Here is a 16,909-nt window from a genome sequence, read left to right on the forward strand (position 1 = left end):
ATTCGCACATGAGACACTATTCAGCCTTTGCTGTAGCGCGTGAGGCGCTGCGTTATCACACCGGGTGGGAACGCGCCTGGCGTTCGCCCGAGCCTAAAAAGCGCTATGACGTCATCATCGTAGGCGCTGGTGGTCACGGTCTGGCGACCGCGTATTACCTTGGCAAGAACTATGGCATCCAGAATGTTGCAGTAATCGAAAAAGGATGGCTGGGCGGTGGTAACACTGGTCGGAACACGACCATTATCCGCTCGAACTATCTTCAGGATCCATCCGCCGCGATCTACGAAAAGGCACGTGGCCTCTATGAAGACCTGAGCCAGGACCTGAACTACAACGTTATGTTCAGCCCGCGCGGCGTTATGATGCTGGCCCAGACCCAGCACGAAATCCGCGGGTATCAGCGTACGGCCCATGCCAACGCGCTGCAGGGTGTAAAGACCGAATGGATCGGCCCCGAGCGCGTGAAGGAACTGGTGCCAATCATCAATATCCACGGCCCGCGTTATCCCGTTCTTGGGGCGCTGTGGCAGGAACGCGGTGGCACCGCGCGTCACGATGCTGTGGCTTGGGGCTATGCTCGTGCCTGCTCGAACATGGGCATGGACATCATCCAGAAATGCGAGGTTACCGGTGTCCGTCAGGAAAACGGCCGCGTAACAGGTGTCGAAACCACCAAAGGCGCGATCGAGTGTGACAAGCTGGGCATCGTGGTTGCGGGCCATTCCGGTCAGTTGGCCGAGATGGCAGGCTTCCGTCTGCCGGTGGAGTCACTCGCGCTGCAGGCTTTGGTTTCTGAGCCGATCAAACCCTGCATGGATGTGGTCGTAATGGCCAACACCGTGCACGGTTACATGTCTCAGTCCGACAAGGGTGAGATGGTGATCGGCGGCGGTACCGACGGATTCAACAACTACACTCAGCGCGGGTCTTTCCATCACATCGAGGAGACCGTCCGAGCGCTGGTCGAAACTTTCCCGATGATCTCGCGTCTGAAAATGCTGCGCCAGTGGGGTGGCATCGTGGATATGACCGGTGACCGGTCTCCGATCCTGTCGAAAACGCCTTTGGGTGGCTGCTTCATCAACTGTGGTTGGGGTACCGGTGGCTTCAAGTCGATCCCTGGTTCTGGTTGGGGCATGGCGCAGCTTATGGCTACGGGCCACTCGCCGCTGACCGAAGCTTTCTCGCTGGAGCGTTTCAAAGAAGGTCGCTTTATCGACGAAAGCGTTGCAGCCGGGGTGGCGCACTAAGGTCCGGTTGAACTGGTCCTGACTGTGTCAAACGATAGATTTCAGGTCGGCTTTGTTGCTGACCTACCGCCGAAAGGATGAACATATGCTGATCCTCAATTGCCCGTATTGCGGCGTGGATGCTGAAGAGTCGGAACTGGCCGCTGGCGGTGAAGCGCATCTGAAGCGCTTTGGCCCCGGGTCGTCGGATGGTGATTTCCACGACTACCTGTTCATGCGTGAAAACCCGAAAGGTGTTCATTTTGAACGCTGGCGCCATGCAAATGGCTGCGGCAAGTGGTTTCACGCTGCGCGCTGTACAAATACGCTTGAAGTATTCGGAACGTATTCCGCTCAGACTACCGAGCCACCAAAGGAAATTCGCGAAGCCATTTCGGCCAAGCGCCCCGGCTGGAAGTGGAGAGACTTTGAATGATCCGCTTCGCCATTTGTAATTCCGCCTGCGAAAGGTCCGCAACATGAGCACCCGTCTCGCAAAACAAGGCCGGCTGATTGACCGGTCGAAACAGGTCACCTTTACCTTCAACGGCACCTCAATGCAGGGCTATGAGGGCGACACGCTTGCCTCGGCCTTGCTGGCCAATGATCAGATGATGATGGGCCGGTCGTTCAAATACCACCGTCCGCGTGGCGTTGTCGCCAGCGGCGCTGAAGAGCCGAACGCCTTGGTTGGTCTGGGGCAGGGCAGCCGGTTCGAACCGAACCAGCGCGCCACAACCACTGAACTGTTCAATGGCCTGACCGCAATTTCACAGAACCACTGGCCGAACCTCGAATTCGACATCGGCGCTGTGAACACCGCGCTGGCCCGGTTCCTGCCGGCCGGTTTCTACTACAAGACGTTTATCCACCCCAAACCGTTCTGGAAGCACGTCTATGAGCCGTTCATTCGTCAGTCCGCCGGTCTGGGCAAGGCACCGGACAAAGAGACACGCGACGCCGACACCTATGAGCACTTCTACGCCTTCACCGATGTTCTGGTGATCGGTGGCGGTGTCGCTGGTCTTCAGGCGGCTAAGTCTGCAGCGCAATCAGGCGCAAAGGTCATGCTGATTGAGCAGACCGCGCATTGGGGTGGTCGCACCCCGGTTGATGGTGGAACCATCAACGGCGAACCTGTGGATAAGTTCGTGGAACAATTGGTTTCCGAACTCGAAACAATGGATAACGTAACCATGCGGTCACGCTGCATGGGGGCAGGCGTCTATGACCACGGTTATGTACTGGGTTACGAGCGTCTGACGGATCATAAGCCGGGCACGCAAGGCCCTCGTCATCGTCTGTGGCGCATCCGCGCCAAACAGGTCGTGACTGCGACGGGTGCAATTGAACGCCCGCTGTCCTTTGCTGGTAACGACGTGCCGGGTGTCATGCTGGCCTCGGCCATGCGCGACTATGTCGTGAACTGGGGTGTGACCCCGGGTGACCGCGTGATCATCGCCACCAACAACGATGATGCCTATCGTACCGCAATCATCCTGAAACAGGCCGGTGTTGACGTCCTGCGTGTCGTTGATGCTCGTGCCGCAGCAGGGCCATTGGCTGAGGAAGCACGCCAGCTTGGCATTCGTGTTGATCCCGGTAAGGCGATTGCCAAGGTCAAAGGTGGCAAGCGCGTTAAGAAGGTTGCGATCTGCAATCAGGAAGGCATCGGTGGTGCCCGGGAAGAGGTCGAATGTGATGCCGTTGCCATGTCGGGCGGCTGGTCTCCGGTCGTTCACATGTGGTCACACTGCGGTGGCAAACTGATCTGGGATGAAGCGAATGCGCATTTCCGTCCTGATCCGGATCGTCCGCCACTGGGCGCCAACGGAGAAGGGTTCGTTTTGGCGGCCGGTGCCTCCAACGGGCCGCTGGGCTTGTGCGACGTTCTGACCGATGCGCATGCTGCTGGTAAAGCGGCAGCCAAGGCGGCAGGTTTCAAACCCAAAAACACCAAGGCACCAGAGGGAGCGACGACTGACGAGGCTGCGATGGAAGCAGTCTGGCTGATGCCGGCGAATGCTGAAATTCAGCTGCGCATGAAGTCCTGGCTCGACTTCCAGAACGACGTCAAGGTGTCCGACGTTCAACTGGCCGCGCGTGAAGGTTATGAAAGCGTTGAGCATACCAAGCGCTACACAACGCTGGGCATGGCAACGGATCAGGGTAAACTCAGCAATATCAACGGCCTGGCGATCCTTGCTGACTCGTTGAATTCTGAGATTCCTCAGGTCGGAACCACCACTTTCCGTCCGCCTTACACCCCCATTTCGATGGGTGCGATTGGCGGTGAGGCTCGTGGCGATGTCTTCCAGCCGATCCGTCAAACACCGATGCACAACTGGCACGACAAGAACGGCGCCGATTGGGAGCCGGTCGGCCACTGGCGCCGGACCTACGCCTATGTGCGCCCCGGAGAGTCTGTGCATGACGCGGTGAACCGTGAGGTGAAGAACACCCGCGACAACCTTGGCCTGCTGGACGCCTCGACGCTTGGTAAACTGATCGTCAAAGGCCCTGATGCCGGCAAGTTCCTGGACATGATGTACACCAACATGATGTCCACACTGAAGGTTGGCAAATGCCGCTATGGCCTGATGTGTTCAGAAAACGGCTTCCTGATCGACGACGGCGTCGTTGCGCGTATCGATGAGGATACATGGCTTTGCCACACGACCACCGGTGGAGCGGAACGTATCCACGGCCATATGGAAGAGTGGCTGCAGACCGAATGGTGGGACTGGAAAGTCTACGTTGCCAACGTGACCGAGCAATATGCGCAGGTCGCCGTTGTGGGCCCCAACGCCCGCAAGGTGTTGGAGAAGCTGGGCGGCATGGATGTCAGCAAAGAGGCGTTGCCGTTCATGGAGTGGCGTGACGGCAAGATCGGCGAGTTTGATTGCCGGGCCTACCGCATCTCGTTCTCAGGTGAGCTATCTTATGAGATCGCCGTCCCTGCCAGCCAGGGTCAGGCGTTCTGGGATGCCTTGATGGACGCAGGCAAGGAATTCGGCGTGATGCCTTATGGCACCGAATGTCTGCACATCCTGCGGGCCGAGAAGGGCTTTATCATGATCGGGGACGAAACCGATGGCACCGTGATCCCGCAGGATCTGGGGCTGCACTGGGCGATCTCGAAAAAGAAAGAGGACTTCCTCGGCAAGCGTGCGCAAGAACGCGAGCACATGATCGATCCCGACCGCTGGAAATTGGTCGGTCTCGAGACTGTGGATGGTTCCGTAATCCCTGATGGGGCCTACGCAGTGGGTGAGGGGGTAAACGCCAACGGTCAGCGCAATATGATCGGGCGTGTAACCTCGACCTATTACTCGGCCAATCTGGGCAAGGGAATTGCCATGGGTCTGATCAAACATGGTCCGGACCGCATGGGTGAAATCGTCGAGTTCCCGGGTACAGACGACAAAATCTACAAAGCCAAGATCGTAGACCCGATCTTCTTTGACAAGGACGGGGAGAAGCAGAATGTCTGAACCCATCAGCGCATTGAACCACGCCAGCTATGATGGCATTGCCAAGGTCGAGGAGTGCGGCCTGCAGGGTATGATCACCTTGCGTGGTGATCTTTCAGACAAGGTTCTGATCAAGGCAGTCAAAGATGCGACAGGGCAGAAGGTTCCCGGTCAGCGCGAAGTCTTCGTTGATGCAGATACCGGCGTTTGTTGGATGTCGACCGATGAGTTGCTTGTTTTGGTGCCATATGCCGAGGTTGAGGCCAAACTGGCAGCGATGACCAATGCTCTTAGCGGGACACATGCACTTGCGGTCAACGTATCGGACGCGCGTGCGGTGTTCCGTATCTCGGGTGGGAATGCACGCGAAGTTCTGGGTAAGCTGGCCCCGGTCGAACTGTCGGCCGAAGCCTTCCAGCCCGGGCAGATCCGCCGTTCACGTTTAGCTCAGGTAGCTGGGGCGTTCTGGATGGATGACACCGAGACTTTCCGCGTGGTGTGTTTCCGTTCGGCAGCAGACTATGTATTCAAACTGCTCAAGGTTGCAGCACAGCCCGGCAGTGAAGTTGGGTTCTACTGATCTGAAACCAGTCGATACTCTTCGGGCGCGATATTCAGTCGTATGAAATCGATAACGTTCCATGTTGAAACATGGAACGTTTTCTGTTTGTTGGTGTACAAATAGGAGTTGATTCATGATAAAAAAACTATCCCTTTTTACGGGTATCCTTTTTTCTATAACAAATGCGGCCACGGCCGAAGTTACACTTTACGATTGTACTCCGTTCAATATTGAAAAGCGTTATGGGTGGATATCGGAACGTATTCTTGTTTTCGTTGACGGGAAAGCCAAGACAGCCTCTGTCCTGGATGCTTACATCCAGCATGTGCACGGAGAACCCATTCCCGTATCTTACTCGGAACTCAGTAACGGAAAGTTTCGCGTCAAATGGGAGGTCTCCGGTATCCCGGTTCGTGGAAACGGAAAGGGTAGCGCATCCTGGAGTGCGACGGTAAGTCCAAGTAAGGCTGAGATGCAGGTAAGGGCAACAGTGGCTGGCTTCGATAATCGTCCCAGGGGCCACGGCAAATGCGAGGTCAGTCAGATTAAGTGATCGGGGAACGCGGCCAGGCTATATAGCATACGGCCCAGAGACCAGCTCAGCTGCTATTAGCGGCGTGGGTCTAGTGACCGCGCCGCCGTGCGTCTCTTAATCGTATAGCAGAATTGTCTGAAACCGTTTCAATGCGCCCGGTTCCAGAAGTTTGTGGTGTAAAACTGGATTCAGGTTCTCGTCAGAGGCAGTGCCATAAAACGACAACGATTCAAGGAGATGCTGTGTTCTTTCGAGCCTGACTTCGTCGTTCAGAAGCGGAGCATGAAGCGACAATAGTAATGCAGGGCGGTGCATTTTCAGCCAAGGCAACAAAGTTTCCAAGACGAAAAACTCGGCCCCTTCAATGTCCATCTTGACCAAAGAAATGTTGGACAGATCATTAACGGATTCGAACTGGTCCCAAGCGATCGTAAGTGCATCGCTTCCATGCGCTCCGTCGTGTAACAGAGAACTGGTTGAATCCCCGGGCTCTCCGCGAACTGAGGCCATGCGAGCGACGCCGAATTTGTCTGAAAGGGCCACACCAAACGCAGAGACGTTGTGGATGTCGTTGAGGTCCAGATTCCATGCCAGATGGCGGAATGCGGTTGGATCGGGCTCGAAACACCAGACATGCCGGGCTTTGCGGGCACCGTATAGAACCGTCGGGCCAATCCAGGCGCCGATGTCCAGATAGTCACGGTCGGGCGAGAGGTATTTGTCGAGTATCGCGAATGTCTCAGGTTCCCACGCACCGGATGATGCCTTGCGCCAGAATTTCGAATGATATGGGTCAAGGCGGAAGGGCTCGCCATTCAGGTTGCCCGCATAGTATCCGCGGGCGCGGTAGAACATCTTGCGCGCCTGTGTAAGCATTGCCTGCCTCCGGGTTTTCTCGTCTCGGCTCTTGACCTGCGCGCGTGGCCAAAGCATTTAACCTTGGGAACCGCAACTTATATTTAACAGGGGGCCGACATGGCTTTTGAACTTCCTGATCTTCCTTATGCACATGACGCGCTGGCAGCCAAGGGTATGTCCGCGGAAACGTTGGAATATCACCACGACCTGCACCACAAGGCCTATGTCGACAATGGCAACAAGCTGATCGCCGGGACCGAGTGGGACGGCAAGTCGCTGGAAGAGATCATCGTTGGCACCTATGACGCAAACGCTGTTGCGCAAAACGGCATCTTCAACAACATCAGCCAGCTGTGGAACCACAACCAGTTCTGGGAAATGATGGGCCCCGGCGGCAACGCTATGCCCGGTGAGCTGGAGAAAGCTCTGACCGAAAGCTTCGGCTCGGTTGACGAATTCAAGTCGCAGTTCAGCGCAGCTGGCGCAGGTCAGTTCGGCTCGGGCTGGGCATGGCTGGTCAAGAACGCAGACGGTTCGCTGGCCGTAACCAAGACCGAGAACGGCGTGAACCCGCTGTGCTTTAACCAAACCGCTCTGCTGGGTTGTGACGTTTGGGAGCACTCGTACTACATCGACTTCCGCAACAAGCGCCCGGCCTACCTGTCGAACTTCCTCGACAACCTGGTGAACTGGGAAAACGTTGCATCGCGGATGTAATTGTTAACCAGATATGGGTTTATCAATGGCCTGCTGGCGGTGACGCTGGCAGGCTTTTTCTTTTTGGGGTGGCTGTTACCAATGCCATTGCGGCGTTTTTCTTTCTTCATCGAATGACTGGTTCGAGTCCGAACTCGCCAATGGTACGCGATGTCTGGACTTCCGCTTTCTGCGGCACACGGCTTGCTGCGTGAGCAAAAAGTCGAAATCCGATCAACGTCCGCTCAGGGCTTGTGCGACCCGTCCAAACTCGCCGGTGTTAGTCCAAGGCAGACATTGTCCAAGTGTCTGACTGCCTCACGTTTTACGAAAGTGACAAGTCGTCAGGTTAGTACTAAGGTGGCAAAATAAAAATTCGAATGTTTGACTATTCCGCTACTCAACTTCATCTTTCGAGAGTTTAGTATGTCTAAGTTCAAATTTCCCACTGCCTTCACGATACTCTTTATTCTAATTGCCGTGGTGGCAATTCTCACTTGGGTTATCCCCGCTGGCGAGTATGAGCGCCAGATGAACGAAGCTCTGGGTAGCGAAGCCCCCGTGCCAGGCACCTATCATGAAGTGGAACCAAACCCTCAGGGTCTTGCATCGGTAATACTTGCGCCGATTGCCGGCATGTATGACCCGGGGCTACTTGGAAGCTCGTCCAGCGCTGCGATCGATGTAGCGTTTTTTGTTCTGATCATTGGCGGTTTTCTGATGGTCGTCACAAAAACTGGTGCGATAGATGCCGGAATAGGATGGTTGCTGCACAGGTTGGCAGGGCGGGAAATCCTGATGATCCCGATCCTGATGATCGCATTCGCATTTGGCGGAACCAGCTATGGTATGGCCGAGGAATCGCTGGCGTTCTATGCGTTGATCATTCCTGTTTTCATAAGGGCTGGATATGACTCGCTGACTGGTGTCGCTGTTATCATGCTGGGCGCGGGGATCGGCACTTTGGGTTCGACCTTCAACGCATTTGCGACGGTTGTTGCGTCGCAAGGTGCAGGTATTCCATTCACGAACGGGATTGTCCTGAGGTTCATCATTCTTGCCTTGTGCCTGACCGCAGGCATTGCCTTCGTCATGCGATATGCAAAGCGGGTGAAAGCTGACCCATCCTTGTCAGTGGTGGCGGATCAGGCCGAGGATAACAGGGCTCATTTTCTGAAAGGTTCGGAAAGCGGCGACGCATTCCCGGAATTGACGCGGACTCGTTCTATCATCCTGATCCTGTTCGGAATTACGTTCGCTGTGATGATCTATGGTGTGGTTGCATTGGGCTGGTGGATGGCCCGAATGTCAGGCCTCTTCCTTGTCATGTCGATCATTGTCTGGTGGGTCGGTAAGCTGGATGAAGGATCCCGAATGGATGAGGCGACCTTTGTCGAAACCTTTGTCGACGGTGCGCGTGATCTCTTGGGAGTCGCACTGATCATCGGCGTGGCGCGCGGAGTGGTCGTCATCATGGATGCGGGCAAGATCACCGACACGATTCTGGCGGGGGCCGAGGGGTTTGTATCTGGCCTAAGCGAGTTTGCCTTTATCAACGCCATGTTTGGTATTCAGATACTGATGTCATTCCTTGTGCCATCGTCATCGGGGTTGGCGACGCTTTCGATGCCGATAATGGCGCCCCTTGCTGACTTCGCAGGTGTCGGGCGCGATCTGGTGGTTACTGCCTATCAATCCGCCAACGGGTGGGTGAACTTATTCAACCCGACGTTCGCGGTTGTTATGGGCGGTTTGGCCATTGGGCGGGTTTCTTACGACCGATGGTTGCGGTTCGTATTCCCATTGCTGGTTATCCTTGCTGTCATTATTTGCGCCGCGCTCACCATTGGGGCCATGACAGATCCGGGGATAGACGCGCCTCAGACGGAGACTTCAGACGCAACTTCGAACTGAGTCCACGCGATGACTGAACATTCCCCATCAAAGGCTAAGCCAACATCAGGTGCTCTTGGGCTGACTGCGTGTATCGCGTTGGTAGTGGGTAACATGATAGGTTCAGGGGTGTTTTTGCTTCCGGCCTCGTTGGCCCCGTTTGGGCCAATCGCAATCGGAGGTTGGGTTCTGACATCGGCCGGGGCCCTTGTTTTGGCGATTATCTTCGGAAGACTATCCCGTGTCGTGACCAAACCGGGCGGTCCTTATGCCTACTCGCAAGAGGCGTTCGGGGATTTTGCCGGTTTCATCATTGCGTGGGGCTACTGGATCGCCCTTTGGACCGGAAATGCGGCCGTGGCGGTGGCATTGGTCGGATATCTGGGCTTTCTGTTCCCGATTATAGTCGATGTCCCCATGTATGGGCTGGCAACGGCGCTTATCGCGATCTGGTCGCTGACTCTGATCAATATTCGCGGTGTCGAAGGGGCCGGGTTTGTTCAGATCATTACGACGATCCTGAAACTCGCCCCTCTGATCCTGATCGGCACGTTGGGGATATTCTGGGTCAATACCGAGAACTATTTTCCGATCAATCACAGCGGCACTACCGCGATTTCCGCGATTTCTGCTTCGGCTGCGCTGACATTGTGGGCCTATCTTGGTCTTGAATCAGCAACTGTGCCCTCAGGGGATGTCATCGAACCTGAAAAGACGATCCCGCGCGCCACCGTGATCGGCGTCATCATTGCAGCGTGCGTCTATATCTCAGTCACTGCTGTATCGATGGGTGTGCTTCCGCCCGATGTACTGGCGGCATCGGCTGCTCCGCTCGCCGCAGTGGGTGAGGTTATGTTTGGCACATTCGGCGGTCTTCTTGTTGCATTCGGGGCGGTAATTTCGACATTTGGAACCCTGAACGGGTTTACCTTGCTGAGCGGGCAAGTGCCTTACGGCGCGGCCCTTGATCGGGTCTTTCCGGCGGCCCTTGGGCAGCAGTCGAAATTCGGAACTCCGGCCAACGCGCTGATCCTGTCCAACCTTCTGGCATCCCTGTTGCTTATCCTGAACTTCGCGCAAGGTCTGGTTGCAGCATTCAACTTTGTGATCCTTCTGGCGGTAATGGCCAGCCTGCTCCCATACGCAATTTGTTCAGTCGCCGAGATCATGATCCGACTGAAAGGTGGCGAAGTCCTGCGGGGTGCGGAACTGGCGAAAGTAGCTGTTCTGGGAATGCTTGGGTTCACTTACTCGGTCTGGGCATTCATCGGGTCCGGTGCGGAAACTGTTTTGATTGGTTCTGTCCTGCTGCTTGCGGGCGTGCCCATCCATGTCTGGGTCCGCTGGAACCAGGCCAATGACGTTGAAGACATTTAGAAAACGGATACTTCGAAAGGAGAGTTGCCATGAAGCTCGGCGTTCATTCCGAGATCGGAAAGCTCAACAAGGTGATTGTCTCGCGCCCGTCACTGGCGCACGACCGCCTGACACCGCGAAATTGCGAAGAGCTTTTGTTCGATGACGTGATCTGGGTCGAACAGGCCCGCAAGGACCACGCCGAGTTCTGCTCGTTGATGCGCGAACGCGGGGTCGAGGTTTATGATATCCAGGATCTGCTGGCCGAAGCAATCCGGTCAGATCCTGCTGCACGTGCTTTCCTTCTTGATCGCCTGATCACACCCAACATGGTCGGGCTGGGGTTTTCCGTGGAAATGAGGGCCTGGCTGGATGAGATGGATGCCAAGCTTCTTGCCCGGCATATGCTGGGTGGCATCATTTTTGCAGATCTTCCCAAGGGAATGATCGACGAGCAGTTTGGTGATTTGGTTTCATTGGGCGATTTCATCCTGCCGGCGATCCCCAACGCGCAGTTTCAGCGCGACCCCTCCTGCTGGATTTTCGACGGCGTGACGACAAACCCGATGTTCTGGCCTGCACGTAAGCCGGAAACCCTGATTATGCGCACGGTGTACCGGCATCATAAATTGTTCAAAGACGCCGAATTCGAATTCTGGTGGGGCGATAGTGATGACGATTTCGGCCTAGCCTCGGTCGAGGGTGGCGACGTTCAACCGGTTGGCAATGGAACGGTTTTCATAGGAATGGGCGAACGTACGACCCGGCAGGCTGTGGCACAGGTTGCCGAAGCGCTGTTTAGAAAGGGTGGCGCCGAGCGTGTTGTCGCCTGCGCTATGCCCAAAAGCCGCGCGGCCATGCATCTGGATACAGTCTTCACATGTCTCGACCACGATAAGGTAACCGCGTTTTCTGAAGTGGCGGACCAGATCACCTGTATCTCAATTCGTCCCGGCGACCGCGGAGATTTGGATATCCACGTGGAGAAAGGGCACCTGTTCGACGTCTACAAAGAGGCTTTGGGGCTGAATTCGCTGGAGGTCATTTCAACCGGCGGCAATGAGTTCCAGGCCGAACGCGAACAATGGGATGATGGCAACAACGTCGTGGCCCTCTCGCCTGGTGTGGTCGTGGGCTATGCGCGCAACACGTTCACAAACGGCAAGATGCGGGCAGCTGGTGTCGAAGTTATCGAGATCTCGGGTCAGGAACTGGGGCGCGGTCGAGGCGGAGGCCACTGCATGACATGCCCGATCGACCGCGATCCCGCCTATTGAATTTACAAAGGGCGCAGCCCCCTGCGCCCACTGATTTTTGTTAGGGAGAGACAAGATGGCATTCAATCTCAAAGGCCGTAGCTATCTGAAAATTGCCGATTTCAGCCAGCGTGAAATGCTGTATCTGCTGGATTTGGCCCGCGACCTGAAACGCGCAAAATACGCACGTGCCGAACAGCAGTCGCTAAAGGGAAAAAACATCTGTTTGATCTTCGAAAAAACTTCGACCCGCACCCGCTGCGCGTTTGAAGTGGCCGCCTACGATCAGGGTGCGAATATCACCTATCTGGACCCATCGGGCTCGCAGATCGGTCACAAGGAATCCATGAGAGACACGGCCCGCGTATTGGGGCGGATGTTCGACGGGATAGAATTTCGCGGTGCGGGCCAGAACATGGTCGAAACACTGTCAGACTATGCCGGTGTCCCGGTCTATAACGGCCTGACCGACGATTGGCATCCGACCCAAATGCTCGCCGACATGCAAACCATGATCGAGCACGCCGACAAACCCCGCAAAGACATCGTCTACGCCTATTCAGGCGATTGCAGGTCGAACATGGGCAACTCGCTGCTGATGCTGGGCGCGATCATGGGATGTGATGTGCGGATGATTTCGCCGAAAGATACGCAACCCCATGACGATGTGCGGGAGTTGGCGATGGAGCGGGCTGAAAGGACGGGCGCACGTGTGACCATCACGGACGATACATCTGCCGTAGAAGGCGCGGATTTCATCCATACCGATGTCTGGGTGTCGATGGGCGAGCCAAAAGAGGTCTGGGCTGAACGGATCAAGTTGCTAAGCCCTTATCAGGTCAACATGGATCTGATGAAGAAGACCGGTAATCCAGCGGTCAAGTTCATGCATTGTCTGCCCGCCTTCCACAATCTGGACACCAAGGTCGGTCAGGACATTCATGAACAGTTCGGCATCACCGAAATGGAAGTGACCGAGGAAGTGTTCGAAAGCGATATGAACATCGCCTTTGAACAGGCCGAAAATCGGATGCACACCATCAAAGCGATCCTTGTCGCTACGTTAGGAGCCTGACCTATGGGACGCGTTGTTGTAGCACTGGGCGGCAACGCGCTTCTCAAGCGGGGTGAGGAGATGACTGCAGACAATCAGCGCAAGAATGCGAAGATTGCTGCCGAAGCCCTTGCCCCTCTTTGCGAAGCGCATGAGGCTGTCATTACCCATGGCAATGGCCCGCAAGTCGGGATGCTGGCCCTGCAGGAAATCATGTACACCGATGTTAAGGAGTACCCGCTGGACGTTCTGGTCGGTGAGACGATGGGCATGATCGGTTACATGATCGAACAAGAGCTTGGTAACATCCTGCCTTTTGAACACCACATCGCTACTCTGCTGACTATGATCGAGGTGGATCCTGACGATCCAGCCTTTGATAACCCGACCAAGTTCATTGGTCAGGTCTACGCTGAGGAGGAGGCAAAAAAAGAGGCTGCCGACAAGGGGTGGACGGTAAAACCAGATGGTGAGTACTGGCGCAGGGTTGTTCCGTCACCTCGACCAAAGCGCATCTTTCAGGTCGAACCGATCCGTTGGATTTTGGAGAAAGGCGCCACTGTCATCGCGGCAGGCGGCGGTGGCATTCCTACAATGTATGAGAAAGGCGCCGATCGTAAACTGGTGGGAGTCGAAGCCGTCATTGATAAGGACTTCGCGTCATGCCTGCTGGCACAGAACCTTGGTGCGGATTTCTTTGTCATCGCCACGGATGCTGAGGCCGTGTTCCTGAATTGGGGCGAACCTGACCAGAAGGGCATTCGCTCAATTACGCCCGATGCTCTTGATGAGTATGAATTCCCAGCGGGATCAATGGGACCAAAAGTGCAGGCGGCACAGGACTTTGTACGTTCATCCGGAGGTAGGGCAATTATCTGTGCATTGGCAGATGTTCCCGCAGCCGTTCGTGGTGAAAAAGGGACAACCATCTCATTGAACGCGGGGCAAACACAGTTTCATTAGGCGTAAAAAGTAGTCTTCTGCTCATTGTAATGCTGCGAGTTATAGTTCGTGCGCTTTGCCTCCAAAGCACCGGCATATTTTGCGAGTATTGAACGGTGGCATTACTGATCTCAGTCAACACTGCAAATATCGCCTGTCGAAATGTGTTCGCCCTCTTCCAAGCTCCCATAGCGATGCCTCACTTATCGCTGGTCGCCCTCGCCGGCACAGGTGGAAACTTGCCTATACGTCAACTTTCGAATTGAGAGTTATTGTACCCGTGCTTGGCAGTTCCTAGCTAAAGGATGCGGAGGGGAGAGTTCCGCCAACCAATTGATAAGTAATCGGGCAGCGTGCCAAAAACCGAGGGCGCGTCACAGGTTAACTGTGCCTGACAGGCGAGGGATAGCCACAAAAACCGTATCAGGAGATCACTATGGTCGAACTTGCACAGGGAACTTGGGTTATTGTCGCCGACGGAGAAAAGGCGCTGTTTATGGAAAATATCACAGACGCCGAAGACCCAAATCTGGTCGTCGTCTCAGTCGAAGAACAGGAACAGGAAATGGCACATCTGAAACCTTCGGATCGGGCCGGACGTCGCTATGATCGTGGCCCCAAGCAGAAATCTGCGGTCGAAGAGGGCACCTGGAAGACCCATGCGAAATCTCTGTTTGTGCAGGATCTGGCCAATTTGCTGAATCGCAAGGGCCTCAAGGGGGCTTACAAACGACTGGTGCTGGTCGCCAGCCCCCACGTTCTTGGGCTGCTGCGACGCCGCCTGCATAGCGAAGTCCTGGCAAAAGTGGTGGCCGAAGTCGACAAAACACTGACCAACCATCCCTTGCACAAGGTCGAACAGGTTTTGACCAGTCGTCTGAAAGCTACAGTGCGAGCATAAGCAAAGCAGGTGGGCGGTTTGCGCCGCCCACATTCGCTCTGATCACGCAAGCAATCTGCGCAGTTCAGTCATAGCGGTTTCAGCATCCCCCACCCATGTGATGAAATCGGACAGCGATGCATCTGCAAAGCCCTGATCAATCACTTGGTCCAATAGGGCACGCAAAGCGTCCCAGTATCCATCCACATTCATGACAAAAATGGGTTTGTCATGCAGGCCCAACTGACGCCATGTCAGCGCTTCGAAAAGTTCGTCCAATGATCCGGGGCCGCCGGGCAGTACGACAACTGCATCGGCATTCATGATCATGACCTTCTTTCGTTCGTGCATCGTCTCGGTGATGACAAAGTGGGTCAGGTCGGTTTTACCGACCTCGCGGCGCACCAGATGTACCGGGATCACTCCAAAGGTTTCGCCGCCCGCAGTTTGGGCCGCGCGTGCGACCTCACCCATAAGACCGACATCTCCGGCACCATAAACCAGTCTCCAGTCTTCATTTGCCAAAAGCTGGCCAAACTGGCGGGCAGCGTCCGAATAGGCCGTATTTTCGCCATTTCGTGACCCGCAGTACACACAGACGGATTTCTGAGACATGAATGGGGGGCTCCGGGCTTGTGTCAGAAGTTTTGACCCGTGATAGCGGGATTGATAGGTTGGCTCAACTGTCGGGCGGAATGCTTTTAACTCAAAGCATTTTTGTCGCGGGGTGAAAGGAAAAAAATGGACGCCAAGTCGGGAAACGGAAGTTCAGGCACATTCATCTGGGGGGTGATCGCCGGTATCGTTGCATTGCTGATTGCAGGAGGTTTGTACCTGTCAGGCATGTTCGGTGGAGATGCAGACAAAGATCAGCAACCGCAGGAAGAGGCCGCAGTCGTGCCTGAACCTGAGGAGCAGGTCACCGAGGCAGAGGAAACACAGACTGCGCAGTCAGTCGACGAAACTGTAGCGGCCGAGTCTGTGGAAGCGCAGGAAACCGACGAGACGGCACCTGAAGCACCTAGTGAGCAAACCGCTGATCAAGGGCATGAGGAGCAGACAACAGAAGAAGCTCCGGCACAAGACGCCACCGCAGAGGCTGAAGAACCTGATACCGAACAGGAAGCAAGCGCAGATACACCGCCCGCAGTAGTCCCGCCTGTGTTGGATCAGATCTTTGTTGAAAAGGATGGCAACGCGCTTTTGTCCGGAAATGCCGAGCCGGGTAGCCAAATTCGCGTCTTGCTGGACGGCGAGCCTGTGCATTCCTTTACGGTCGACAACAGCGGACAGTTTGCTGAATTTGTTGCGATCCCATTCAGCGAAAATGCACGCGGGTTGGTTTTAGAGCATTCTGATGGGACGCAATCGGCAAGATCCGATGATTATCTGATTGCAGCTCTTCCCGAGCCGAAGCCCGAAGTTGCTGAAGAAGAACAGATCGCCAGCGCCGAGCCAACGGCGACCGAAGAACCTGTAACCACCGCAAATACCGAAGAGACGCAGACAGCCACGGATGACACCGATGAACAGGTGGCCGAAGAGCCTGAAGCAGAGGCGACCGACGATCAACAAATTGCAGTGTTGCGTTCGGGTGAAGAGGGGGTTGAACTTGTCCAATCGCCGACTGCATCTGCTGACGCTCCGAAACAGATCGAGTTGGACACAATCGGCTATTCTGATACCGGCGATGTTCAGTTAACCGGTCGGGCGCAGGATGGTTCGGCGGTTCGTCTGTACCTGGATAATCGGTTGGTTGCTGAACTGTCGCCCGATGAAAGCGGAAAATGGCGCGGTGACCTCGAGGGGATCGACCCCGGCGTCTACACACTGCGTGTAGATGAGATCAACACCGACGGAACGGTACTGAGCCGCGTCGAAACGCCGTTCAAACGCGAACCGGTTGAGGTTTTGCAGGCGACTGAGGAAGCAGACCCAAATCAGGAACCGGATGAAACCCCTTCAATCCGCTCGGTCACCGTGCAGAAGGGGGATACATTGTGGGCAATCTCACGTGAACGTTTTGGGGACGGTATTCTGTACGTAAAGCTGTTCGACGCGAACCGTGAACTGATCCGCGATCCAGATCTGATTTACCCGGGGCAGATATTTACTATCCCGGAATAAAAGCTTGGCTCTGGTCCTTTCGGGGGCTGGGGCCTATCTCTGACC

At 55.4% G+C, this 16,909-nt stretch carries 14 protein-coding genes; 12 read left to right on the top strand and 2 right to left on the bottom strand.

Features of this window, described 5'->3' with window-relative positions; all coding sequences use genetic code 11:
- The first annotated feature begins 8 nt into the window (after positions 1-8).
- The 4 genes from ACR0CW_RS05350 to ACR0CW_RS05365 all read left to right on the top strand — a co-directional run bounded on the left by ACR0CW_RS05350 (position 9) and on the right by ACR0CW_RS05365 (position 5,285).
- The gene (locus tag ACR0CW_RS05350; RefSeq protein WP_155151276.1) at positions 9-1,253 is read left to right on the top strand and encodes a sarcosine oxidase subunit beta family protein; all 1,245 of its coding nucleotides are present in this window, start codon (positions 9-11) and stop codon (positions 1,251-1,253) included.
- Positions 1,254-1,338: 85 nt separating this feature from the next.
- Positions 1,339-1,668 (top strand): sarcosine oxidase subunit delta, encoded by a 330-nt coding sequence (locus ACR0CW_RS05355; RefSeq protein ID WP_155151273.1) that lies wholly within the window; start codon positions 1,339-1,341, stop codon positions 1,666-1,668.
- Positions 1,669-1,711: 43 nt separating this feature from the next.
- Positions 1,712-4,726: a sarcosine oxidase subunit alpha family protein gene (locus tag ACR0CW_RS05360; protein ID WP_480787055.1), complete on the top strand. Its 3,015-nt coding sequence runs from the start codon at positions 1,712-1,714 to the stop codon at positions 4,724-4,726.
- On the top strand, positions 4,719-5,285 hold the full coding sequence (locus tag ACR0CW_RS05365) for a sarcosine oxidase subunit gamma (protein ID WP_480787056.1): 567 nt from the start codon (positions 4,719-4,721) through the stop codon (positions 5,283-5,285). The genes ACR0CW_RS05360 and ACR0CW_RS05365 overlap by 8 nt, the downstream gene beginning before the upstream one ends.
- A 631-nt stretch (positions 5,286-5,916) precedes the next feature.
- Here the strand turns inward: ACR0CW_RS05365 and ACR0CW_RS05370 are convergent.
- Entirely contained in the window at positions 5,917-6,678 is a 762-nt protein-coding gene (locus ACR0CW_RS05370; protein WP_480787057.1) for an FkbM family methyltransferase, read from the bottom strand.
- 99 nt (positions 6,679-6,777) lie between these two features.
- Between ACR0CW_RS05370 and ACR0CW_RS05375 the strand changes: the two genes are divergently transcribed.
- From ACR0CW_RS05375 to ACR0CW_RS05405, 7 genes are all read left to right on the top strand, one after another.
- Positions 6,778-7,377 carry a superoxide dismutase gene (locus ACR0CW_RS05375; protein ID WP_170325347.1) on the top strand — a complete coding sequence of 200 codons (600 nt, stop codon included), beginning with the start codon at positions 6,778-6,780 and terminating at the stop codon, positions 7,375-7,377.
- 405 nt (positions 7,378-7,782) lie between these two features.
- A complete protein-coding gene (locus ACR0CW_RS05380; RefSeq protein ID WP_480787058.1) occupies positions 7,783-9,270 on the top strand; it encodes a YfcC family protein in 1,488 nt (495 codons plus the stop codon).
- A gap of 9 nt (positions 9,271-9,279) precedes the next feature.
- Positions 9,280-10,626 (top strand): amino acid permease, encoded by a 1,347-nt coding sequence (locus tag ACR0CW_RS05385; protein WP_480787059.1) that lies wholly within the window; start codon positions 9,280-9,282, stop codon positions 10,624-10,626.
- Positions 10,627-10,655: 29 nt separating this feature from the next.
- A complete protein-coding gene (locus tag ACR0CW_RS05390) occupies positions 10,656-11,882 on the top strand; it encodes an arginine deiminase (RefSeq protein ID WP_155151242.1) in 1,227 nt (408 codons plus the stop codon).
- Positions 11,883-11,937: 55 nt separating this feature from the next.
- Positions 11,938-12,936 carry an ornithine carbamoyltransferase gene (gene argF / locus ACR0CW_RS05395; RefSeq protein WP_480787060.1) on the top strand — a complete coding sequence of 333 codons (999 nt, stop codon included), beginning with the start codon at positions 11,938-11,940 and terminating at the stop codon, positions 12,934-12,936.
- Positions 12,937-12,939: 3 nt separating this feature from the next.
- Entirely contained in the window at positions 12,940-13,878 is a 939-nt protein-coding gene (gene arcC / locus ACR0CW_RS05400) for a carbamate kinase (RefSeq protein WP_480787061.1), read from the top strand.
- Between the two features lie 415 nt (positions 13,879-14,293).
- Positions 14,294-14,758, top strand: coding sequence for a baeRF12 domain-containing protein (locus ACR0CW_RS05405; RefSeq protein ID WP_480787062.1), 465 nt, complete (start codon positions 14,294-14,296; stop codon positions 14,756-14,758).
- 42 nt (positions 14,759-14,800) lie between these two features.
- On the opposite strand, the gene ACR0CW_RS05410 is transcribed toward ACR0CW_RS05405, so the two are convergent.
- On the bottom strand, positions 14,801-15,352 hold the full coding sequence (locus tag ACR0CW_RS05410; RefSeq protein WP_480787063.1) for an LOG family protein: 552 nt from the start codon (positions 15,350-15,352) through the stop codon (positions 14,801-14,803).
- Between the two features lie 126 nt (positions 15,353-15,478).
- Here ACR0CW_RS05410 and ACR0CW_RS05415 point away from each other — a divergent pair, with 126 nt between their 5' ends.
- Positions 15,479-16,864, top strand: coding sequence for a LysM peptidoglycan-binding domain-containing protein (locus ACR0CW_RS05415; RefSeq protein ID WP_480787064.1), 1,386 nt, complete (start codon positions 15,479-15,481; stop codon positions 16,862-16,864).
- Positions 16,865-16,909: the final 45 nt, after the last annotated feature.

Source organism: Ruegeria sp. CH6 (genome assembly GCF_056537005.1).